At 73.0% G+C, this 23625-nt stretch carries 14 protein-coding genes; 9 read left to right on the forward strand and 5 right to left on the reverse strand.

Annotated features, from left to right (window positions below; all coding sequences use genetic code 11):
- Positions 1-26: 26 nt before the first annotated feature.
- Together IH45_RS0122120 and IH45_RS0122125 are read right to left on the reverse strand one after the other, a co-directional pair.
- Positions 27-1646 carry a VWA domain-containing protein gene (locus IH45_RS0122120; protein ID WP_030670990.1) on the reverse strand — a complete coding sequence of 540 codons (1620 nt, stop codon included), beginning with the start codon at positions 1644-1646 and terminating at the stop codon, positions 27-29.
- A gap of 19 nt (positions 1647-1665) precedes the next feature.
- The gene (locus tag IH45_RS0122125) at positions 1666-2865 is read right to left on the reverse strand and encodes an AAA family ATPase (protein ID WP_030670993.1); all 1200 of its coding nucleotides are present in this window, start codon (positions 2863-2865) and stop codon (positions 1666-1668) included.
- A 333-nt stretch (positions 2866-3198) separates the two neighbouring features.
- On the opposite strand from IH45_RS0122125, the gene IH45_RS0122130 reads away from it, so the two are divergent.
- Both IH45_RS0122130 and IH45_RS0122135 read left to right on the forward strand, forming a co-directional pair.
- The gene (locus IH45_RS0122130; RefSeq protein ID WP_030670995.1) at positions 3199-4011 is read left to right on the forward strand and encodes an ABC transporter ATP-binding protein; all 813 of its coding nucleotides are present in this window, start codon (positions 3199-3201) and stop codon (positions 4009-4011) included.
- A gap of 2 nt (positions 4012-4013) precedes the next feature.
- Entirely contained in the window at positions 4014-6749 is a 2736-nt protein-coding gene (locus IH45_RS0122135; protein ID WP_030670998.1) for an FtsX-like permease family protein, read from the forward strand.
- Positions 6750-6866: 117 nt separating this feature from the next.
- Here the strand turns inward: IH45_RS0122135 and IH45_RS0122140 are convergent, their stop codons facing one another.
- Entirely contained in the window at positions 6867-7478 is a 612-nt protein-coding gene (locus tag IH45_RS0122140) for a hypothetical protein (RefSeq protein WP_030671003.1), read from the reverse strand.
- Between the two features lie 574 nt (positions 7479-8052).
- On the opposite strand from IH45_RS0122140, the gene IH45_RS0122145 reads away from it, so the two are divergent.
- From IH45_RS0122145 to IH45_RS0122155, 3 genes are all read left to right on the forward strand, one after another.
- Positions 8053-9735, forward strand: a complete 1683-nt coding sequence (locus tag IH45_RS0122145; RefSeq protein ID WP_030671006.1) for a glycoside hydrolase family 13 protein — start codon at positions 8053-8055, stop codon at positions 9733-9735.
- Positions 9736-9917: 182 nt separating this feature from the next.
- The gene (locus tag IH45_RS0122150; RefSeq protein ID WP_234440625.1) at positions 9918-11051 is read left to right on the forward strand and encodes an amidase domain-containing protein; all 1134 of its coding nucleotides are present in this window, start codon (positions 9918-9920) and stop codon (positions 11049-11051) included.
- A gap of 144 nt (positions 11052-11195) precedes the next feature.
- Entirely contained in the window at positions 11196-12464 is a 1269-nt protein-coding gene (locus IH45_RS0122155; RefSeq protein ID WP_030671012.1) for a polysaccharide deacetylase family protein, read from the forward strand.
- Between the two features lie 64 nt (positions 12465-12528).
- Here IH45_RS0122155 and IH45_RS0122160 read toward each other — a convergent pair whose 3' ends face one another.
- Both IH45_RS0122160 and IH45_RS1000000148865 read right to left on the reverse strand, forming a co-directional pair.
- Positions 12529-14577 (reverse strand): transglycosylase domain-containing protein, encoded by a 2049-nt coding sequence (locus tag IH45_RS0122160; protein WP_030671015.1) that lies wholly within the window; start codon positions 14575-14577, stop codon positions 12529-12531.
- Between the two features lie 473 nt (positions 14578-15050).
- Positions 15051-15578 carry a hypothetical protein gene (locus IH45_RS1000000148865; RefSeq protein WP_030671019.1) on the reverse strand — a complete coding sequence of 176 codons (528 nt, stop codon included), beginning with the start codon at positions 15576-15578 and terminating at the stop codon, positions 15051-15053.
- Between the two features lie 171 nt (positions 15579-15749).
- On the opposite strand from IH45_RS1000000148865, the gene IH45_RS0122170 reads away from it, so the two are divergent.
- From IH45_RS0122170 to IH45_RS1000000145380, 4 genes are all read left to right on the forward strand, one after another.
- Complete coding sequence (locus IH45_RS0122170) at positions 15750-16403, forward strand: response regulator transcription factor (RefSeq protein ID WP_030671022.1); 654 nt, start codon at positions 15750-15752, stop codon at positions 16401-16403.
- A gap of 11 nt (positions 16404-16414) precedes the next feature.
- Positions 16415-17620 carry a sensor histidine kinase gene (locus tag IH45_RS0122175; protein WP_030671025.1) on the forward strand — a complete coding sequence of 402 codons (1206 nt, stop codon included), beginning with the start codon at positions 16415-16417 and terminating at the stop codon, positions 17618-17620.
- A gap of 170 nt (positions 17621-17790) precedes the next feature.
- Positions 17791-22806 (forward strand): non-ribosomal peptide synthetase, encoded by a 5016-nt coding sequence (locus tag IH45_RS1000000150040; protein ID WP_158813220.1) that lies wholly within the window; start codon positions 17791-17793, stop codon positions 22804-22806.
- A partial coding sequence (locus tag IH45_RS1000000145380; RefSeq protein WP_234440627.1) for an AMP-binding protein occupies positions 22728-23625 on the forward strand: 898 nt, incomplete at its 3' end. The genes IH45_RS1000000150040 and IH45_RS1000000145380, both read left to right, overlap by 79 nt.

Genomic DNA, 23625 nt, shown 5'->3' on the forward strand with positions numbered 1-23625 from the left:
CGACCGGCTTCCGGCGGGTGGTTGTTTCAGATCACCCGGAACAGATCCGCGGCCACCTGGACATCCAGGAAATCCTCGACGGAGCGCACATTGTCGCTCAGGGCGTCCAGGACCGAGTCGGCCTCGGCGGCGCGGGGGGCGCCGATGGCCACGCCGAAGACGCGGAAGCCCAGGCGGTGCTTGGCGTCGTTCCAGTCGCGCATCCACGCCTCGGTGACGCCGCACTCGTCGTCGGTGAGCATGACGATGTCGCCGCGGGTGCGGGCCGCGTCGTTGAACTCCGCCTCCAGCAGTTCGACGGCCGCGGACAGGGGGCTCTGGTAGCTGGTGCCGCCGCCGAGGAAGGTCTCCGCGAAGTCGAGCACCCGGGCGATGCCGGCGGGCTCGCCGGCCGGGAAGCGGAAGACCCGGAGCCTGTCGGCGGAAGAGAAGAGGATGCCGACGAAGTCGCGCTTCGCGTGGCGGGCCTGGTCCAGCAGCGCCAGGGCGCACGCCTTGGCCCACGCCTCCCGGGTGCCTCCGCCGGTCCCTTCCATGTACATGGAGTGCGAGGTGTCGACGCACGCGATGATCGCGCCCTGGCCGGTGGTCTGCTCGCCCTGGCTGTCGTAGAGCATCAGCTCCCCGGCGGCGTAGCGCGCGGCGAACACCGCGCGCAGTTCGGGCAGGCCGAGGTTGGCCAGCTCGGAGGGGATGACGCGGGAGAGGTCGTCACCCAGGGTGACGCCGATCAGTTCCCCGGTGGCGTTCTCGACCTTGCGGGCGCGTTCGCCGTCGGCCATCTGCCGGAACCGGCCGATCAGTTCGGCCCACCGGGCGAGGCGGCCGGTGCGCAGCCGCTCGGCGAGCCGGGCGCGCTGGTCGTACGGCATGCGCTCCAGCTCGCCGGGGCCGACGCCCCACGCCCGCATCAGCGCGCTCTCCTCCCGTACGGCCGCGGCGGCCTTCGTCACGGCGTTCCGCGCGGTGGCACGGACGCCGGGGGCTGCCGCCGCGAGGGCCTGCGCGGCGCCCTCTGCGGCCTGCCGGGCGGTGGCGCCGGCGGTCTCGGCAGCCCGTATCGCCTGCTGTACGGCCTCGGCGGCCGGGGCCGGTACGGTGCCGTCCGCACCGGCCCCACCGGCGGCCTGCTGAAGAGCCGCGCCCACGGCCGCCGCCGCTCCTTCGGCGTCCCGCCGGCCCTTCGCCGCCCGCTCGGCCTGCTCCCGGGCAGCCCGGAAGCGCTCCAGCATCCGGCGCAGCGCGGCGGCCTGGGCGAGTACGGCCATGGCGGCGGCGTACGGGTCGCCGGCCGTCTCCCGGTGCAGCTCGGCGAACTCCGGTGACTCCATCAGGGAGCTGATGACCTGGTGGTTGACCAGCCGGGAGGGGGCCATGTCCGCGCGCTCGCGCAGCCACGGGCCGGTCTTGTAGGCGGCCAGGAAGGCGTCGGCCAGGAGGTCGGCGGTGTGGTCGTAGCGCCCGGCCAGTTCCTCGGCCAGCTCGCGCAGCCCGGCCGACTGCGTGTAGGTGTCGCGCCACACGATCTGCTCGAAGCGGTCCGCGACCACGGCCGTCGGGTGTCCCTCGGCAGTGGCTGCGGACCCGGCCAGCCACGGGCCGGCCAGGCCCGCCAGGTCGCCGAGCCTGCTCGGTGTCCCGCACATCGTCGTACCCCCGCCATGTTCAGAACTGGGCCTGCACCGTGCTCGCGTCCACGCCGAGGGCCTCGGTGAGCACCCGGGCGCGGACGGCGCGCTGGCGGCCGGCGACCCGTTCGATGGCCGTGGTGGAGCGGCCGGCGCCCGCCGCCTCCGCGCGCAGCCGCTCCAGCCGCTTGCCCGCCCTGGCGAGCGTGTTGTGGGCGTTCTTGATGACCCACTCGCTCAGCGCCTCACGGGACTGCCCGGCCATGGCGTCGAGCTGGGCCTCCAGTTCGTCGATGGTGTCGGCCAGGTCGAGCGCTTCCTTGGCGTCGGGATTGACCAGGTGCAGCACCTCGCGCTCGACGGTCGGGCGCTGGGCGGGGGAGTCCCACAGCACATGCGCCAGCACCGACAGATCGGACTCGGCGACCGCCGGGCGGCCGTCGAGGTACGCGGACGCCTGGAGCAGTCCCACCGCCTGCCGCCAGCGGCGGTCCGAGGCGACCAGCTCCTTGCGGCGCAGGGCGGCGCGCAGCGTGCACACCGCGTCCACGATCCCGTCGGGCACGTCCACGGCCGGGACGGCCTCGGTCACGGCGTGCTGCAGCGCGGCCAGTGCGACCGTCGTACGCGACGGTGCCGCCGGGCGGCTGACCGCGGAGCGGACCAGCGCGGCGAAGTTCGAGGGATCCTCCAGGTACCCGACCTCGATCCGCACCAGCAGCCGGTCGTAGATCGCGGCCGAGTCCTCGCCGCCGGGCAGTTCGTTGCTCGCCGTGATGGCCCCGATCAGCGGGCAGCGGATCGGCGCGCCGCCGTTCTCGGGGTGGTAGAGCCGCTCGTTGAGGTAGCCCAGCGTCTCGTTGAGCGCCGCCGTCGAGCACTTGAATATCTCGTCGATGAACGCCACATGCGCGGTCGTGGCACGGCCGTCGTACACCTGGCGGTACTCGCCCCGCGCCAGCGCGGCGACGTCGATGGGGCCGAACATCCGCGTCGGCGCGGTGAACTTCGACAGCAGGATCTCCCAGTAGGCGGCCCCGTCGATCCGGCCCGTGAGCTCCCGGGCCAGCTCGGACTTCGCCGTCCCGGGCGGCCCGAGCACCAGCGAGTGCTGCCCGGCCAGCAGCGTCACCACCAGCGTCCGCACCACGTCGTCCCGCTCGTAGAACCGCTGCGACAACTCGTCACAGACCGCCCGCAGCCGCTCGGCGGTGTCCTGCGCGTCCGGTGCGCCCATGCTCAACTCCTCGGTCGTGGTGCGCTGGTGGGCGCGGTGCGGTCTGCTGTCCGATCAAGGTTACGTGGGGCCGGGCGTCGCTCCTCCGGGGCCTCGGAGCCGTCGCTGCCCGGGCCGTCGTCGGGTGCCGCCACCCCCCGGGGTGGTGCCGGCACCACCCCGGTCCGGGTGGTGCCGGCTGAACCCCCGGAACGGGTGGGCGCCCCATCGTGCCGCCCCGCGGTCCGAACCTAGTGTCACCAGGGACGGCCACCCCCGCCTCGCCCTGTCGAAAGGCCAGGTGGGGGCATGTGAACGACACGGCCGTGCGACTGCGATTCGGAAGGCGAACCCATGGCACTTCGCACGGGGAGAAGACCCTCGGCGCCCATCAGCACGACCCGGATGACGGACTACGGCGCGGCCGGTGCCTCCGCGCTCACCCTGGACCGCGTTTCCCGGAGTTACCGGCGCGCGGGCAAGCCGTTCCACGCGCTGGAGGACATGAGCCTGGACGTGCCGCAGGGCCGCTTCCTCGCCGTCATGGGCCGTTCCGGGTCCGGCAAGACGACCTTCCTGCAGTGTGCGGCAGGGCTCGACCAGCCCACCTCGGGCACGGTACGGATCGGGGGCACCGACCTCTCCGGTCTGTCCGAGGCGGCGCTGACCCGGCTGCGCAGGGACCGGATCGGCTTCGTCTTCCAGGCGCTCAACCTCGTGCCGTCGCTCAGCGTCCAGGAGAACGTCGCGCTCCCGCTGTTGCTGCGCGGCATGAGCCCCGACGACCCCGGGGTGCGCGAGCGCTCCCTGGACGTGCTGGGAGCCGTCGGGCTCGGCGACCGGGCGGACGACTCCCCGCTGCGGATGTCGGGCGGCCAGCAGCAGCGCGTGGCCGTCGCCCGCGCCCTGGTCACCGACCCCGCCGTCATCTTCGCCGACGAGCCGACGGGCGCGCTGGACCCGGTCACCGCCCGCGAGGTGCTGGGCCTGCTGCGCCGGGCCGTCGACACGTCGGGGCACACCGTGGTGATGGTGACCCACGACCCGCAGGCCGCCGCCTGGACCGACGAGGTGCTGTTCATCGAGGCGGGACGGGGCGTCGCCCGGCTGGACCGTCCCGCCGCGGAAACCGTGGCGCGCCGGTTCGCGCAGTTGTCGGAGCGGTGACCATGACTGTCGAACTCGGCCGGGCACCGGCCCAGGACGGGAGCGAGGAATCGGCCGAGGGCCTCCGGCGCACCGCCCGCTTCCTCGCCCGCCGCTCCAAGCGCCTGCACCGCAAGGCATGGGCCGCGGTGTTCGCGGCGCTCGTCCTCACCTCGCTGCTGCTCGGCAGCTTCGCCCTGGCGGCGGTGTCGGCGCTCGTGGGGCACCCTCGGGTGGAGCGCTACGCGGCGACCGGCGCCGTGGTCGCCGCCGACCAGAACGCCCGGTTCCGGGCCAAGCCGTGGGGCGACGAGCCGACCACCGTGACGCAGTCGCTCACCGAACGGATCCGCATCCCGGCCGATGTCGTCGGCCGGCTCGCGAAGGTGCCCGGCGTCCGGGCCGCCATCCCGGACAGCAGCTTCCCGGTTGCGCTCACCGGCGCCGACGGCCGGCTCGTACCGGGACCGGCCGGTGACTCGGGTGCCGCCCCCGTGTACGGCCACGGCTGGGCCGCGGCGGCCCTCGCCCCGTACACCCTGCGCGCAGGCAAGGCGCCCTCCCGGGCGGGGCAGGTGGCGATCGACGGGGACCTGGCCGCACGCGCCGGGATACGTCCCGGCGACCGGATCCGGGTGCAGACGCTCGGCACACCGGCGTACTACGTCGTCTCCGGCATCGTCGCCCCCGAAGGCCGGGCCGACGGCACCGGACTCGCCCACCAGGGCGCCCTCTTCTTCACCGACGACCAGGCCGCCCGGCTGGCCGGCCACCCCGGCACCGTGGACGCCATCGGGGTGCTCGCCGCCGACGGTGTGAGCGGCGACCAGCTCCACTCCGAGCTGCGCAAGGCCCTCGGCGGGCCCCACCCGGCCCGGGACGCCGTGGCCGGCGGCCGGGACCGGCAGGACTCGGCCGAGCTGCAGGTGCTGACCGGCGACGAGCGGGGACAGGCGGAGTTCCTGGAGGCCGCGCCGAGCCGCACGAGTCTGCTGACCCTGCTCGCCGCCCTCTGCGCGACCGTCATCATGATCGCGCTGCTCGTGGTGGCCGGCACCGTCGGCCAGGCGGTGCACCAGCGGTCCCGCGAACTGGCGCTGCTCCGCGCGGTCGGGGCGACGCCCCGGCAACTGCGGGCCACGGTCGGCCGGGAGGTGACCGGCGTCGCCACGACGGCCGCCGTCCTCGGCGCGGCCGGCGCCGTGCCGGTCTTCCTGATGCTGCTGTGGATGCTGCGCGACCGCGGCGCCGTACCCGTCGGGCTGGACCTCCCGGTGCTGCCGTGGATGCTCGCCGCGCCGGCCCTGACGGCCGTCCTCACCCTGATCGTGGCCCGGGTCTCGGCCGCCGCGGCGTGCGGACGCGTCGCCCGGATCCGTCCCGCGCAGGCGCTCGGCGAGGCATCCGGCGAATCCGGACCGCCGGGCCGGGGCCGGACCATGACCGGCCTCGCCGTCCTCCTGGCGGGCCTCGGCTCCGCGGGAACCGCCGCCCTGCAGTCGGGCGAGCTCGCCGCCATGGCCGCCAGCAGCGCGACGATCGCTCTCATCATCGCCTGCGCGCTGCTCGGTCCATGGATCGCCCGCGGAGCCGTGCGCCTGCTCGCGCCGCTCGCCCGGAAGCTGGGCGGCTCAGGCGGCTACCTCGCCGCGGCGTCGGCCACCGCGAACGTACGCCGGCTGGGCGCGGCCATCACCCCCGTGGCCCTCGTGGTCGCCTTCACCGGCGTCCAGCTCACGGCAGGCGCCACCATGGACCACGAGGGCAGCGCACAGGCCCGGCAGGCCATGCGCGCGAACCTCGTCGTGACCACCGGGCAGGCCGGACTCCCGGCCCGGGCCGCGCAGGACGTCGCCGCGGTGCACGGTGTCCGGGCCGCCACGGGCACGCTCCACAGCACGGTCCTCCTGGCCCGGCGGGAAGCAGGCGACCCCGTACTCGACCGGCTTCCGGTGGTGGGCGTCACGCCCGGCGCGCTGCCCGGGACGCTGGACCCCGGCGTCACCTCCGGGTCGCTGCGGGACCTGCGCGCGGGCACCGTGGCGGTGGGCGCCGGCCGGGCCGATTCGCTCGGTCTCAAGGTCGGCTCCGAGGTCAGGCTGCGCTACGGGGACGGCGTCGCCGCCTCGCTGCGGGTGGTGGCGGTCTACGACCGGTCCCTCGCACTCGGCGACTTCCTGTTCGCGCGCGACGCGCTGGCCGCACACGTCTCGGCACCCCTCGACACCCGCATCCTGGCCCGGGTCGCGCCGGACGCCGACCAGGACGCCGTACGGCGGGCGGTGCGCACGGCACTGTCCGGTGCCGCGCTGGACGTACGGGTGACCGGCGCCCCGAACCCGGAGCACGTGCTGTCCGAGGACCGGGGCGTGAGCCAGGTGCTCACCGCCGTGGCCGTCGCCGTCGTCGGCGGATTCACCGTCATCGCCGTCCTCAGCACACTGGTGCTGATCCTCGTCGGACGCAGACAGGAACTGGTGCTGCTCCGGCTGGTGGGGGCGGGCCGGCGCCAGATCAGGCGGATGCTGAGGACCGAGGCCGCCATCGTGATCACGACCGGCCTGGCGGTCGGCACGCTGGCCGCCGCCATCCCCCTCACGGCGTTCAGCCTGTCCGTCGCAGGCTCCCTGCCCCACCTCCCGCCGGTGCAGGCGGCGGCCATCGCCCTGGTCGTCGTGGTGACCGTCACCGCAGGCGTCCTGCTGCCCGCGTGGCCGGCACTGCGCCGGCGGCGCCCCGCGGCGCTGAACCGCGGCTGACCCCGACAGCGCGGCGCGCACCCCGGCAAAGGCCGGGGTGCGCGCCGCCACGCGGAGCCGGCACCGCCCGGACTTCCGTGGCCGGGCCCGTGGTGGGAACGGGCCCGGGGCGGGTTGTCATGGCTGGACGTCGACCGCGGTTTCGGTGCGGAGGTCGTTGACGAAGCCGTTCTTGGTGACGCGCATCCAGTACGAGTGGGTGCGGACGTTGGCGGGGATGGCGGCGTTGCGCTCCAGTTTGCGGTGTGCGGAGGTGGCGTCGGAGGGAACGTCGCGCTGGAACGTGTAGGGGTCCCACAGGCCGAGTTCGCTGATGTAGAAGGGCTTGCGCTCCATCAGCATGACCAGGTCCGGATTGCCCTGCGGGGTCTGCCAGTTGACGCGTACGGTGGCCGCGTCGATGCGGTCGACCGAGGTGATCGACGGCGCCTTCGGGATCGACGAGGCGGCGGCGGGCTCGATGCCGTTGCTGCGGATGGTGCGCGGCACCCACTCCTCGTAGCCGTCGGGGTTGTCCAGCTTCCCCGTGACACGCAGTTCCGTGGGGGGCTGGTGCTGCCCGCCCGCGCACGCGTCGACCTGGGTGACCTTGCGCCAGCCCGAGGAGAATCTGACGTCGGCTTCCTTCTGGAACGTCAGCTCGCGGACCGCGCCACCGACCACTGCGCTGACCGCATAGACGTAGCGGGAGTCGTGATCGCGGACGACTTGGTACGTGCACCGGTCCACGGCCGCGGCGCGTGCGTCGACCGAGGCGGAGGGGGAGGCGGAGGGGGAGGGGGGGCGGAGGGGGAGGGGGTGGGAGCGCCGGTGGCGACGCCCGCGCCTGCGGCGAGGACTCCGAAACTCAGCGCGCACACGGCGATTCCGGCGGCGGTACGGGACGGCATGCATCCTCCGTGGCATCCAGGGGATCGTGCTGATCAAGGTCGGACGCTACCGGCAATGAGTGGTCAAGCAAAGGCCAAGAAATGGTAAATGGCGGGATTGGGTCGGGCCCGTTGAATCAGCCCGCTCCGCCGGTGTTCGCCGCTCCGCGCTCCTTTGCCGCGTACGGCAGCGAGGACGGCACCGTTCGATCCCCGTCGGCAGCGCCCTGGCCACGAGCGGTCCACCGTCCCGTACGGGACGCTGTTCGCGGGGGCCGTGGCGGCCACCCCGCCGATCGGTGTCCTGGTCGTGGTCTTCCGCCGTTCCCCGCCACCGGCATGACCCGGGGCGGTCGGGGGATGACGGACACGGCGCCGACGCCGTTGTGCCCCGGAGTGCTCCCACCACGTACCACGACCTGAAAGGCAGTCACGTGACCGCACAACAGCACGCCGCAGACCCCGGCCGGGCCACCCAGGCCCGCGACTGGTGGCGGCAGGCCGTCGTCTATCAGGTGTATCCGCGCAGCTTCGCCGACTCCGACGGTGACGGCATCGGCGACCTGCCCGGTGCGGCCTCCCGGCTCGGCCACCTCGCCGGCCTCGGGGTGGACGCCGTCTGGCTCAGTCCCTTCTATCCGTCCCAACTCGCCGACGGCGGCTACGACGTGGCCGACTACCGCGATGTCGACCCGCGCCTGGGCACCCTCGGCGACTTCGACGCGCTGGTCGCCGAGGCCCACCGGCTGGGCCTGAAGGTGATGGTCGACATCGTGCCCAACCACTCGTCCGACCAGCACCGTTGGTTCCAGGAGGCGCTGCGGTCCGGGCCCGGCTCCGCGGCGCGGGAACGGTACGTCTTCCGCGAGGGCAAGGGCGCGCACGGCGAACTTCCGCCCACCGACTGGGTGTCGTGCTTCGGCGGCCCCGCCTGGACCCGGCTGCCCGACGGCTGGTGGTACCTGCATCTCTTCGCCCCGCAGCAGCCCGACTTCAACTGGGACAACCCCGAGGTGCGCGCCGAATTCCGTACGACGCTGCGCTTCTGGTCCGACCGCGGGGTGGACGGCTTCCGGGTCGACGTGGCGCACGGCCTGGCCAAGGACCTGGCCGCGCCGCTCCGCGACATCGGCACCGTCGAGGCGTACGACCCGCAGGACCTGCCCGAGGACGGCAGCCACCCCTTCTGGGACCGCGACGAGGTGCACGGCATCTTCCGCGAGTGGCGCAAGGTCTTCGACGAGTACGACCCGCCGCGGATCGCGGTCGCCGAGGCATGGGTACGCAACTCCCGCCGCACCGCCTACGCCACGCCCCAGGAACTCGGCCAGGCCTTCAACTTCGACTTCCTGGAGGCGTCGCTGCACGCGGGCGGGCTGCGGGCCTCCATCGACACCGCGCTCGCCGACGCACGGGCGGCCGGGGCCACCGCGACCTGGGTGCTCTCCAACCACGACGTGATCCGGCACGCCTCCCGGCACGGTCTGCCGGACGGCTGTGACGCGGAGGCGTGGCTGCTCTCCGACGGGCGGCAGCCGCCCCTCGACCGGGAGTACGGGCTGCGCCGGGCGCTCGCCGCGACCCTGCTCATGCTGGCGCTGCCCGGTGCCGGCTACCTCTACCAGGGCGAGGAACTGGGCCTGCCCGAGGTCGCCGACCTCGACCGCGGAGCGCTGCAGGACCCGGTGTGGACCCGCAGCCAGGGCCGGTCGAAGGGCCGGGACGGCTGCCGGGTTCCGCTGCCCTGGCGGCGCACCGGCAGCTCGTACGGCTTCGGCACCGGCGGCTCCTGGCTGCCGCAGCCGCCGTACTGGGGCGAACTGTCCGTGGAGGCGCAGGAGGGGGACCCGGCCGCGCCCTTGGAGCTGTACCGGAGGGCGCTGCACTTGCGCCGCGGGCTGCTCGCGGACGAAGGGCTGGAGTGGGTCGGCGACGACGAGACGGTTGCCGGGGGACTGCTGCACTTCCGGCGCTCGGGCGGCTGGCACTGCCTGGCCAACCTCTCGGACACACCCCGGCCGCTGCCCGACGGCACGCTGCTGCTGTCGTCGGCACCCGTCACCGGCGACGAGCTGCCGCCGTGGACGACGGCCTGGGTCCGTACGGCGACGGGCTGAGCCCGGGCCCGGCCGGAGGGGTGCGGGCGGGGCGGGGGCGGTCGGTCAGTAGGGCTACCCGTCCCGCCCCGCCCGCCGGGTGGCGGCATCATCGCCTCCCACTCGACTGATCCAATCTTGGGAAGTTTGTGTAAAGATTCCCTGCCCGGCCCGGGTGGGCCGGGGTGTAAAGGGGAAAATTCGTGAGATCAACGACCCTCAGATCCGCCGTCGGCACGGTGCTCACCGTCGCCACGGCGGCCGTGCTGCTGCCCGCCGTGCCCGCGGCGGCGACCGCCCGCACCGGCGGCGTGGACCAGGCGACCGCAGAAACGTTCAGCCGCACCGCCGACGCCGTGCTGACGCAGCGTACGGCGGCGCTGCTCGACACCCGCTCCGGACGGATAGCCCCGCTGCCCCGCAAGCAGGTGCGCCTGTCGGCGGGCCTGGCGCGCTCCGAGGACGCCGGGGTGGCCACCCTGCGCGCCCGCAAGAAGCGGCTCGCCGCCCTCGGGGAGGCCTACACCGCCGCCGACACCAAGGTCACCGTGGACGGCGCCCGGGTCACCGGCCGGCGCGCCACGGTCGAGGTGACCGAGAGCACCACGCTCACGTACAAGAAGATCCGCGGCGACGAGCCGGGCACCACCGGCTTCAAGGCCCGCCACGAGATGGACTTCACCGCCCTCCCGGGCGGCACGTGGGAGCTGACGGGCGTCCGGTCCAAGGACGACGGGCCCGGCGCGATCAACGCCCCGACGCTGCGGGCGGCGGCGGTCGCGGACGACGGGAACACCACGCCCAGCGCGCCGCCCGCCTCGACCTCCCGGCCGCTGCGTGCCACCCCCCGCAAGCAGCTGACCGGCGGATACGACTACGCCGCCATGGCCGCGTACACGGAGAAGTACTGGCGGAACTACAACCCCGAGTACCGCAAGTTCAACGCGGACGGCGGCGACTGCACCAACTTCCTCAGCCAGGCCCTGAAGGCGGGCGGCTGGAAGCCGGAGGGCGGCTCGGCCTCGGACTACCGCAAGTGGTGGTACGACAGCAGCTACCAGTCCGACAGCTGGCTCGGGGTCAACGAGTGGTCCTGGTACGCGCTGAACTCCAAGCGCGTGACCAGCCTGTCGAACGTCTACCAGATGGACATCGGCGATGTCATGCAAATGGACTTCGACGGCGACGGGTCCAAGGACCACTCCATGATGACGACGTACCGCAGCAGTTACGGCGTGCCCTACCTGACGTACCACTCGACCAACACCTACCGGAAGTCGGTGGCGAGCATCATCGCGTCCTACCCGGACGCGGTCTACTACGCCTACCGCACCTGACGGCCGGGCCGGGCGGCGCACCGGAAGGCGCCGCCGCCCGGCCGCCCCTGTGACGTGATATGCGGGGCCAGGGGATGATGGTCGGCATGATGCCTCTGTGATACTTGGGCCAGAACACGTGTTTTGGTGCCAGGGGGTAGGAATATGTCGAAGAGGAGCGTGCTCGGCACGCCGGCTCTGGTCACCGTGGCGGCGCTCGCCCTCGGCCTGTCGGCCTGCGGCTCCGACGACCAGGGCGGGGACGGGAAGAAGGCGGCGGCCCGGGACTCCGCCCAGCCACGGCCGGCTCCGCCGGAGGACGGCAAGGACGGGACGCCGACGCCGAAGCCCGAGGAGAAGTGGGACGGCAAGGTCAAGGTGCTCGGGGACGGCTCGACGTCGTACACCGGCCCGCAGCCGAAGCAGCCCAAGCCCGTCAAGCTCAAGCCCGGGGAGAAGCCCCCGCAGTTCGTGGTGTTCTCCTGGGACGGCGCGCTGGAGGGGGACGACCACCTCTTCTCCCATTTCCGTGAGGTCGCCAAGCAGAACAAGGCCCAGATGACGTACTTCCTCACCGGTACGTATCTGCTGCCGAAATCCAAGGCGGCGATGTACAAGCCGCCGCAGCACAAGCCGGGCGAGTCCGCGATTTCCTATGCGACGGACGATCACATCAAGGACACCCTGCGCCTGGTCCGGGCCGCCTGGCTGGACGGCAACGAGATAGGCACCCACTTCAACGGCCACTTCTGCGGGGCCAAGGGCGGCGGCGACTGGAGCGTCGCGGAGTGGAAGAGCGAGATCCAGCAGTCGTATTCCTTCGTCGAGAACTGGAAGACGAACACCGGCTACAAGAGCCTGCCGCCGCTGCCCTTCGACTACAAGAAGGAGCTGGTGGGCGGGCGTGCGCCGTGCCTGGAGGGGCAGGAGAACCTGCTCACCGCCGCCAAGGAATTCAAATGGCGCTACGACGCCAGTTCACCGGGCGACTTCCAGGTGTGGCCGTCGAAGAAGAACGGCATCTGGAACTTCCCGCTGCAACTGCTGCCGTATCCCAAGAGCGAGAAGCAGGTCCTGTCCATGGACTTCAACTTCCTCTACAACCAGTCCGGCGACAACACCAAGGGCGACCCGGCGAAGTACGAGCAGTGGCGGAAACTGACGCGCGACGGATATCTCAACGGATTCAACCGCGTCTACCACGGGAGCCGCGCGCCGCTGTTCATCGGCAACCACTTCGAGGACTGGAACGGCGGCATCTACATGAAGGCCATCGAGGATGTCGTGAAGGCGGTGTGCACGAAGAAGGAGGTGCGCTGCGTCACGTTCAAGCAGGTGGCCGACTGGCTGGACGCCCAGGACCCGGCGGTCCTGGAGCGGCTGCGCGGCCTGGACCCGGCGCAGATCACGGACTGGTCCTCGGTGGTGAAGTAGCCCCGCCGCGGTCCGCGGAGCCCCCGGGGCTCCGCGGACCGGGAAGCGGCCGGACCGCCCGCCCTCAGCGGGCGGTCATGTAACGCGTCCAGATGTCGATCGGGAGGGTGCTGCCGGTCAGCTCCTTGTGCCGCCCGCCGATGCCGTCCAGCGGCTGGAGCTCCTGGGTGCGCGGGTCGATGCGGGCGAGCGAGACGGCGGTCGACAGGGTGCCGCGGTAGCCGACGAACCAGGCGGACGTGTTGTCCTGCGCGGTGCCCGTCTTGCCGGCCGCGCCCGTGCCGGCGGCCTTCGCCGCGGTGGCGGAGCCCCCGCGGACCGCCTCGCGCAGCGCGTCGTCCACGGCGCCCGCCACCGCCGTGGGCAGCACCTGCTTGACGGACGGCTTCCCGACCGGCACGTTGCTGCCGTTGCGCACGAGCCTGCCGACCGAATACGGCTCGCTGTGCTTGCCCTGGCCCGCGAACGTGGCGTACGCGTCGGCCATCCGGATCGCGCTGGGCGTGGCGGTGCCGAGGGCGAACGACGGCAGCTTCTCGCCGAGGCTGCTCTCCAGCAGTCCGGTCTGCACGCCGACCTTGCCCACCCGCTCCAGGCCCACGTCCATGCCCAGCTGCATGATCGCGGTGTTGACGGAGTTCGCGACCGCGCTCTTCAGCGGGATCTTCCCCCAGGACTTCCCGCCGTCGTTCTCCGCCTTGGCGATCTTGCCGGCGCGGTCCCAGTACGGTCCCTCCGGGGTGAGCAGCGTGATCTTGTTGTTGCCGTCGTAGACGGTGGCCGGGGTGACGGGCGTACGGGGCTTGCCGCGCTCGCGCTCGACGCCGTCGCGCAGCGCCGCGGCGTAGACGAACGGCGTGAACGCGCTGCCCGACGGCACCACCGAGGAGTTGGCGTCGTTGAAGCCCTGCTTGAGGTAGTCGGGCCCGCCGTACAGCGCCACGATCCGCCCGTCCGTGGTCACCGACGCGGCGCCGATGCGGACGTTGCGGTCGGCCTGCCGGGTGTCCGGGTCGAGCTTGGCGCGCGCCGCGCCGACCGCCTTGGTCAGCGCCGTCATCCGCGGCTTCTCGAAGGTGGTGTGGATCTGGTAGCCGCCGAGGGCGAAGTCCTTCTCGGAGATGTCGGTGTGCGCGTCGACGTAGGCGCGGGCCGTCTCCACGAGGTAGCCGTTCTGCCCGGTCAGCCCGGCGGGCTTGGGCGGGGCCTGCGGCTCGGGGAAGCGGGTGTAGCCGTCCCGCTCCTCCTTGGAGAGCTTGCCGATGGCCACCATCCGGTCCAGGACCCAGTTCCAGCGCTCCACCGCGCGCTTGCGGGACTCGGCGCCGAGCGCCGGATCGTACAGCGCCGCGCCCTTGAGCAGCGAGGCCAGGAACGCGCCCTCGCTCACGTTCAGCCGGGAGGCGTCCTTGCCGTAGTAGGCGTGCGCGGCGCGTTGAATGCCGTAGGTGCCGCGCCCGTACCAGCTGGTGTTCAGATAGCGTTCGAGGATCTCGTCCTTGGACATCTTGTTGTCCAGCTTGATCGCGATGAACGCCTCGGTGAGCTTGCGGGTGAACGTCTGGTCCTGGTTGAGGTAGGCGTTCTTGACGTACTGCTGGGTGATGGTGGACCCGCCCTGGGTGTCGCCGCCGGTGACCATCTTGGTGGCGGCCCGGACGATGCCGCTGGGCGAGATGCCGCTGTCGGAGTAGAACGTCTCGTTCTCGGCGGCCAGCGCCGCCCACCGGACCTTCTCGGGGACGGATTCCAGCGGCATGTCCTGCCGGTTGATGTCGCCGGTGCGGGCCATCTCCGTGCCGTCGGCCCAGTAGTAGACGTTGTCCTGCTGGGTGGCGAAGGCGTTCAGGTCGGCGGGTATCTCGGTGCGCGCGTACATGATCGCCAGAAGTCCCGCCAGCACGCCGACGCAGGTGCCGCCCAGGCCCAGCGACTGGCGCCACGACGGTATCCAGCGCCGAAAACCGGTGCGTCCCGGGCGCGGGTAGGCCGGGCGGAGCCGGCGTATGCGGAGGTATCCGGCCCGCCACCACCGGAGGAGGAGGGCGGGCCATCGGCCGCCCGGAGCGGCTGCGGTGGTCCGGGCGTGTGCCCCTTTTCGACGTTCGATCACCGCTCGACCCTATGGGATGACTCACCGTGCCTATGTTCTGATCCGCCACGAAAACATCACGTTTCCGGACCGGACGGCTGCCCGTCGGCCGCCGGACGGCCCGGGGGGTGGGCCGTCCGGCGGCCGACGGGCCCGGCCGGGCGGGGTGGTGCACCGCCGGGGACCGGGGCGCGGCGCCCGGCCGTCGCGTCGTGCGTACGGGGGAACGGCCGCGGCGGGCCACGCGGTCCCCGGCGGCCGATACGGAGGCGAATTCGGCGCCGGGTCGTGCTCGTGGAACTGAATTGAGCCTGTTATTCGAACGGTGGCCGGAATTCATGGGGCGGTTGCGAAACTTCCATGGTGACCGGCGGGCGGTTACGTCACGGTTACAGGTGCGATTTTGTCGTGATGCCGGGTCGGATTTTGTGGATTCCTGGCATGCCGGGAATGTCCAACCGCCCATTCGGGGCGGTTGGACATGGGCCTACGGATCAGAAATCAGAAGGCAGACTCGGCGCCTTGGGCGTCGAAGGGCAGTCCTCGGTGCAGGTGAAACCGAGCGACGGAGTCTCGGGGGTCACCGCGGTGGGCTCCTTCGGCAGGCTCTTGCTGCCCGACGGCAGCTTCGAGGCACAGGTCTTGGCCGCCGCCCGGTACGCCTTGGAGACCGGGTTGATGTTGCTCCCGCCCTTCAGCTGGAGCTGTCCGTTCTCCTTGATCGTGATGCCCGGGAAGTCCTTGACCCCGTTCTCCCGCATGCACTGGGTGAACGCCTCGGCCTGCTTCTCCCGTGTCGAGGCGTCCTCGCCGGACCCGCCCGTACCGCTCGACGCCGACGCCGAGGACGTGGCCGCCGCGGCGCCGATCTTCGCCGACGACGCGGCCGGGGCCGCGGACGACGAGCCGGTCTGCAGCACGAGCACGGTCCCGCCGGCCGCCAGTGCCGCGACGAGCAGCGGCACGGCGAGCAGCCTGCGCTTCTTCTTACGTGGTGTTTCCTCTTCGGACGGTGCCGACATGTCAACTCCTCTGGGACGCTGGACGTCTGGAAGCCAGTTCACCAACCGGGCGGTTACCGCGACGGAACGCCGGGTGTTAAGCGCCTGTAACCCCGGCCGGCGGCCTTACGCCGCTGTAACCGCCCCGCGAGCAAGGTCACGATCAACGGAGTCGAGCCGACGGTGGGGGCCATGCGGATTCTGGTGGTGGAGGATCATCGCGATCTCGCGGAGACGCTGGCCGCGGGCCTGCGCCGGGAAGGCATGGCGGTCGATGTCGCCCTGGACGGCACGGCCGCGCTGGAACGCACCTCGGTCAACCGGTACGAGGTCGTCGTCCTCGACCGCGACCTGCCCGGCGTCCACGGCGACGAGGTGTGCCAGACGCTGGTCACCGAGGGGTACCCGGCGCGGGTCCTGATGCTGACCGCCGCCTCGACGATCGAGGACCGGGTCGAGGGCCTGACGAGCGGCGCCGACGACTACCTGCCCAAGCCGTTCGCGTTCGCCGAACTCGTCGCCCGGATCCGGGCCCTGGGCCGCCGCAGCCAGCCCGCGCTGCCCCCGGTGCTGTGCCACGCCGACCTCAAGCTGGACCCCGGGAAGCGCACCGCGCTGCGGGCCGGCAAGCGCCTGGACCTCAGCCCCAAGGAGTTCGCCGTCCTCGAACTGCTGCTGTCCGCGGGCGGACGCGTGGTCTCCGCCGAGGAGCTGCTGGAGCGCGCCTGGGACGAGGCCGCCGACCCGTTCACCAACACGGTCAAGGTCACCGTGAGCCGGCTGCGCCGCAAGCTGGGCGACCCGCCGCTCATCGAGACCGTCGCCCAGGCCGGCTACCGGATCTGAGGGCGCCGGGGATGCGCCGCGCACCGCGTCCGGCCCGGCCCGCGCCCGGCCGCCCCGCCGGGGTCCGCTGGACCATCCGGCTGCGCCTGACCCTGTTGTACGGGGCGCTCTTCCTCGTCACCGGGGTACTGCTGCTCACCGTGGTCTACCTGCTGGTGGCGGGCCGGCCGCCGTGGTCCGGCGTCGAGCCGCCCAACCCGCCGGCCGCGACGGTGAGCCCCAGCGGCCTGGGTGCCGCCACCGGCGTACCGGCCCCGACGGTGGACCTGGAACAGCGGCTGCAACAGCAGCTCAGCGACTACCTCCAGAAGCTGCTCACCTCGTCCGGGATCGCGCTGGCGCTGCTGACCTTCCTGTCGGTGTGGCTGGGCTGGGTGGTGGCCGGCCGGGTGCTGCGCCCCTTGCGGACCATGGCCGACACCGCTAAAGCGATCTCGGCGAACGACCTGCACCGGCGGCTGAGCGCCCCCGGCCCGTCCGACGAGATCAAGGACCTGGCCGACACCTTCGACGCGCTCCTCGACCATCTGGAGGGCGCGTTCGAGGCGCAGCGCAGGTTCGTCGCCAACGCCTCCCATGAGCTGCGCACCCCGCTGACCTTCGAGCGCAGCCTGCTGGAGATCACCCTCGCCGACCCGGACGCGGGCGCCGCCGAGTTGCGGGAGACCTGCGTACGGGTGCTGGGCAGCAACGCCCGGCAGGAGAAGCTGATCGAGGCGCTGCTGACGCTGGCGCGCAGCCAGCGCGGCCTGGACCGGCGGGTGCCGGCGGACCTGGCGGCGCTGGCCGCCGAGTACCTGGACCAGCCCCGCTCCGGCGACGGGCCGCCGGGTGTCCGGATCGGCAGCGAGCTGGCCCCGGCCGCGGTCATGGGCGACCCACCGCTGCTGGAACGGCTGATCATCAACCTCGTCGACAACGCGGTGCGGCACAACGTGCCGGACGGCCGGGTACGCGTCTGGACGGGCCTGCGCGGGAACCGGCCCGCGCTGTGCGTGCGCAACACGGGGCCCGAGGTCCTGCCGTCCCAGATCGAGCTGATCTTCCAGCCGTTCCAGCGGCTGCGGGCGACCCGCCTCGGCGGTCACGACGGCCAGGGCATCGGCCTGTCGATCGTCGCCGCCATCGCCACCGCCCACGACGCGGATCTGCGCGCCGAGCCGCTGCCGGACGGCGGTCTCGAAATCCGCGTCGAATTCCCTCCTGTCGCACGCTGAACCGGTCGTTGTTTTTCTTCTCTGGACGTCAAAATTCCGCATCGCCGGACCGTCACTGGACATTGCGTGGTGCCGCTGCGGTGCGGGTATCTTCGCCGCAAGAGCTGCCGCCGCGCGCCCCGTAAAGAGTTGTGGCCGCGCGGCGTTGTAATTCACGGGGGGAGCTCGGCGTGCGCGGAAACCGGAATATCCGCGCTGCCCGGACGGAGACGACGCGGATTCCGCTGTCGTCCGGCCAGCAGCGCATGTGGTTCGTCAACAGGCTGGAGAACACCGGCACCGCCTACACGATGGCGACGGCCGTCCGGCTCACCGGCGCGCTGGACCGGCCGGCCCTGGAGGCGGCCTGGGCCGATGTCGTCGGGCGCCACGAGGCGCTGCGCACGGTCTTCTCCGAGGCGGACGGCGAGGCGTGGCAACGGGTCCTGGACGAACCGCCCGCCGGGCTCGCCGCGCACAGCGTCACCGAGGACGAGGTGGCCGGGGCCCTGGCGGCCGAGGCGGGCCGGGAGTTCGACCTGCGGTCCGAGCCGCCGTGCCGGGCGGCGCTGTACGCCCTGTCCGACCGTGAGCACGTGCTGCTGCTGGTGGTGCACCACATCGCCGTGGACGGCCGGTCGCTGGAGATCCTGGCCCGCGACCTGTCCCGGGCCTACACCGCCCGCTCGCGGGGGCGGCAGCCGGACTGGGCGCCGCTGCCCTTCGCGTACACCGACTTCGCCCGGCGCCAGCGGGAACTGCTCGGCACCCAGCAGGACCCCGGGAGCGTGTACGGGCGCCAGCTCGCCTACTGGCGGCGGAACCTGGAACGGCTGCCCGCCCAGCTCGACCTCCCCTGCGACCGGCCCCGCCCCGCCGAGCCCCGGCACGAGGGCGGCTCCGTCCCGGTCCGCATCCCGGCGCACACCCACCGGGCACTGCTGAAGCTGGCCCGCGACTGCGACGCCACGCCGCTCATGGTGGTACGGGCCGCGCTGGCCGTCCTGCTCTCGCGGCTGGGCGCGGGGGAGGACATCCCCATCGGCTCCCCGGCCGACGGCCGCACCGACCCCGCCCTCGACGACCTGGTGGGATTCGCGGCCAACACCCTCGTCCTGCGGACGGATCTCACCGGCGACCCGGCCTTCACCGACCTGCTCCGGCGGGTACGCACCACGGAACGGGCCGCCGAGGCACACCAGGACCTCCCGTTCGAACACCTCGTGGCCGTGCTGAACCCCGACCGCTCACTGGCCCGGCACCCGCTGTTCCAGATCCTGCTGGTGATGGAGGACGCGCCCGGCGCCGCCTGGGACCTGACCGGACTGACCGCCGTAGCGGAGCGGGTCGGCATCGAGGCGGCCCGGGACGACCTGACGTTCGGCCTCTTCGACCTCTACCTGAACCTCAGCGAGCGGCACGACGCCGACGGGGCGCCGCGCGGCATCGAGGGCGGGCTCTGGCACAACGCGGAACTCTTCGACCGGGAGACGGCCGTCACCCTGGCCGCCCGGCTCACCGCGGTCCTCGCCCAGCTGACGGCGGACCCGGCGCTGCCGGTGAGCCGGGTCGAGGCGCTGCTCGACGGCGAAGGGGAGCGGCTGCTCACCGAGGTGAACACCGGCCGCCCGGCCCCGCCGGACACCACCGTGCCCGCCCGGTTCGCGGAAATGGCCGACCGCACCCCCGACGCGCCCGCCGTCGTCTGCGGCGCGGACACCCTCACGTACGCGGAACTGGACGCGCGGGCCAACCGCTTCGCCCGGCACCTGCGCACCGGGGGAGTGGCGCCCGGCGACCGGGTGGGCGTCCTGCTGCCCCGCTCCGCGGAACTGATCGTCACCTTCCTCGGCATCGCGAAGGCCGGCGCGGTGGCCGTACCCGTCGACCCGTCCTACCCGGCCGAGCGGGTGCGCTACCTGCTCGCGGACTCCGCGCCCGCGCTGGTGATCAGCGGCCCGGAAGCGGCGCGGGAGGACGCCCTGCGCGACTTCTCGCCCGCGCCGCTGCCGGTCCGGACCTCGCCGGAGTCCGGCCTGTACGTGATGTACACCTCCGGCTCGACCGGCACGCCCAAGGGCGTGACGGCCACCCACGGCAGCGTCGCGGCCCTCGCGCGCGACACCTGCTGGGGCGACACCGGCACCGGCCGCGTCCTGTTCCACGCGCCGCACGCCTTCGACGCCTCGACGTTCGAGCTGTGGGTGCCGCTGCTGAACGGCGGCTGCGTGGTGGTCGCGCCCGCGGCGGATCTGGACGGTGCGACGCTCGCCGGGCTCGTGGAAGAACACACGCTGACGGCCGTCCACGTGACCGCCGGCCTGTTCCGCGTCCTGGCGCAGGAGACCCCGGCGTGCTTCGCCGGTCTCCAACACATTCTGACCGGCGGTGACGTGGTCCCCGCCGAAGCCGTCGCCCGGGTCACCGAGGCCTGCCCACACGCCACGCTGCACCACCTCTACGGGCCGACGGAGATCACCCTCTGCGCCACCACCCACACCCTCCCGCCCGGCACGCGGGCGCCCGCGGTCCTCCCGATCGGCGCCCCGCGCGACGGCGTACGGGGCTACGTCCTGGACCGCGCCCTGCGCCCGGTGCCGGCCGGGGTGACCGGCGAACTGTATGTCGCCGGGCGCGGCGTGGCCCCCGGCTACCTGAACCGGCCTGCCCTGACCGCGGAACGTTTCGTCGGCTGCCCGTACGGCGGCGGGCGGATGTACCGCACCGGCGACCTGGTGCGCTGGGACCGGGACGGGAACCTGGTCTTCCTGCGCCGGGCCGACGACCAGGTGAAGGTCCGGGGCTTCCGGATCGAGCCCGCCGAGATCGAGACGGTCCTCGGGCGGGCCCCGGGTGTGGAGCAGGCGGCCGTCGTCGTACGGGAGGACCGGCCCGGCGACAAGCGGCTGGTCGCCTATGTCGTCGGCGACACCACCGGGATACGGGACTTCGCCGCCGACCGGCTGCCCGACTACATGATCCCCGCCACCGTCATCGCCCTCGACGCGCTCCCGCTGACCGCCAACGGCAAGGTCGACCGCGCCGCGCTGCCCGCCCCCGACTACGCGGCGGCCACCACGGACCGCGCGCCCCGCACCCCGCACGAGCAAACTCTGTGCCGCCTGTTCGCCGAGGTCCTCGGGCTGGAGCGGGTCGGCATCGACGACCGGTTCTTCGACCTGGGCGGCGACTCCCTCCTGGCCATGCGGCTGACCAGCCGCGCCCGCGCCGCCCTGGGCGTCGAGATCCCGATCACCGTGGTGTTCGAGTCGCCCACCGTCGCGGGCCTCGCCGGGCGGTTGAACGAGCTGGGCGCCGGCCGCCCGCCCGTGGTCCCGGCGAAGCGGCCCGACGTCCTGCCGCTGTCGTTCGGGCAGCAGCGCATGTGGTTCGCGAACCGGCTGGAGGACACCAGCGGCGCCTACAACATGGCGATGGCCGTCCGCCTCACCGGCGCCCTGGACGTTTCCGCGCTGCGCGCCGCCTGGGCGGACGTGATCGCCCGCCACGAGCCGCTGCGTACGGTCTTCCCGGAGCGCGACGGCGTACCCCACCAGCTCGTGCTGGACGCCGGGGACCTGTTCGTACTGGACGCCGGGGACCTGTGCACCGTCCCCACCACCGACGACGCTCTGGACACCGACCTGGCCGACCACATCGGCCGCAGGTTCGCGCTCGACACCGCACCGCCCCGGCGGGCCACGCTGTTCGAGCTGCCCGACGGCACCCACGTCCTCCTCGTGGTCGTGCACCACATCGCCGCCGACGGCTGGTCGATGGGGATCCTCGCGCGCGACCTCTCGACGGCGTACGCCGCGCGCGCCGCGGGCCGCGCGCCGGACCGGCAGCCGCTGCCCGTCCAGTACGCCGACTACACCCTCTGGCAGCACGGCCTCCTCGACAGCCGCAACGGCCTGCTCGACGAACAGCTCACCCACTGGACCAAGACCCTCGCCGGCCTGCCGGACCAGATCGCCCTGCCCACCGACCGCCCCCGCCCCGCCACGGCCAGCCACCGCGGCGCCGTCCTGCCGTTCACCGTCGACGCCCGGGTGCACCGGCGGATGGGCGAGATCGCCCGCGACTGCGACGCCACCCTGTTCACCGTCGCCCAGGCCGCGGTCGTCCTGCTGCTGTCCCGGCTCGGCGCGGGCGACGACATCCCGCTCGGCACCCCCGTCACGGACCGCACCGACGAGTCCCTGCACGACGTCGTCGGGTTCTTCCTCAACACCCTGGTCCTGCGCACCGACGCCGGAGGCGACCCGACCTTCCGGGAGCTGGTCGCCCGCGCCCGGGACGCCGACCTCGCCGCCTACGCCCACCAGGACCTCCCGTTCGAACACCTCGTGGAAGCCCTGAAACCCGCCCGGTCGACCGCCCGGCACCCGCTGTTCCAGGTGCTGCTGGTGATGGAGGACGACCTCCACCCCGCCTGGGACCTGCCCGGCCTCGCCGCGGCACCGGTCCCCGTACCGCCCGCGACGGTCGAGTTCGACCTGGCCCTCGGCCTGGCGGAGCGGACCGGCGGCGCGGGCCTGGACGGCTACCTGGAGTACGCCACCGACCTCTTCGACCCGGACGGCGCCCAGCACCTGATCACCCGGCTGCTCGCGGTGCTCGACCAGGTCGCCGCCGACCCGGAACTGCGGCTCGGCGCGGTCGAACTCCTCGCCCCCGGGGAGCGGGAACGCCTCGTCTCCGGCGTCAACGTCGGAGCGGCGGGCGTCGAGGACCGCACGGTCCTCGGCCTGTTCGATGAGGCCGTGCGGCGCTCGCGGGCCCAGGTCGCCGTACGGGCGGACGACGTGTCCCTGACGTACGGCGAACTGGACGCGCGCGCGAACCGGTTCGCGCGGTACCTGCACAGCAGGGGAGTGACGCCCGGCGACCGGGTCGGGGTGACGCTTCCCCGCTCGGCGGAGCTGGTCGTCGTGCTCCTCGGCATCGTGAAGGCGGGCGCCGTGTTCGTGCCCGTGGACACGTCGTACCCGGCGGAGCGGGTGTGCTGGCTGCTCGCGGACTCCGCACCGGCCCTGGTGGTGGGCGAGGCGGAGGTACGGGAAGCGGCCGACTGGCCACCCACGGCGGTGTCGCGGCACTGGCGCTGGACTCCTGCTGGGACGACATCGGCACGGGCCGCGTCCTGTTCCACGCGCCGCACGCCTTCGACGCCTCGACGTTCGAGCTGTGGGTGCCGCTGCTGAACGGCGGGTGCGTGGTCGTCGCGCCGGAGACGGACCTCGACGGCCACACCCTGAGCCGTCTCGTCGGCGACCACGCCCTGACGGCGGTGCACGTGACCGCCGGCCTGTTCCGCGTGCTGGCGCAGGAGACCCCGGAGTGCTTCGCTGACCTCCGGCACGTCCTGACCGGCGGCGACGTGGTCCCCGCCGAAGCCGTCGCCCGCGTCGCCGAGGCCTGCCCCGCCGCCGTGGTCCACCACCTGTACGGCCCCACGGAAACCACGCTGTGCGCCACGACGTTCGCCGTCGAGCCGGGCTCGAAGGTGCCGCCCGTGCTGCCGATCGGCGGGCCACGGGACGGCCTGCGCGTATTCGTCCTCGACGGTTTTCTGCGCCCGGTTCCGGTGGGTGTGGCCGGGGAGCTGTACGTGGCGGGCCGGGGCGTGGCGAACGGCTACCTCGGCCGTCCGGGCATGACGGCGGAACGGTTTGTGGCCTGCCCCTTCGGCGGCCGGATGTACCGGACGGGCGATGTGGTCCGCTGGGACCGGGACGGGCGTCTCGTGTTCCTCGGGCGGGCCGACGACCAGGTGAAGATCCGGGGATTCCGCATCGAATTGGCCGAGGTCGAGGCGGTGCTCGGACAGTGCCCCGGCGTGGCACAAGTGGCGGCGTTCGTACGGGAGGACCAGCCGGGGGACAAGCGGCTGGTGGCGTATGTCGTCGGGGATGCCGTGCATATTCGGGATTTCGCGGCGGTGCGGTTGCCGGATTACATGGTGCCGTCGGCGGTGGTGGTGCTGGATGAGCTGCCGTTGACGGTCAACGGCAAGGTGGACC

Origin of the sequence: Streptomyces rimosus subsp. rimosus (assembly GCF_000720725.1) — a bacterium.
Classification (GTDB): Bacteria; Actinomycetota; Actinomycetes; order Streptomycetales; family Streptomycetaceae; genus Streptomyces; species Streptomyces rimosus_A.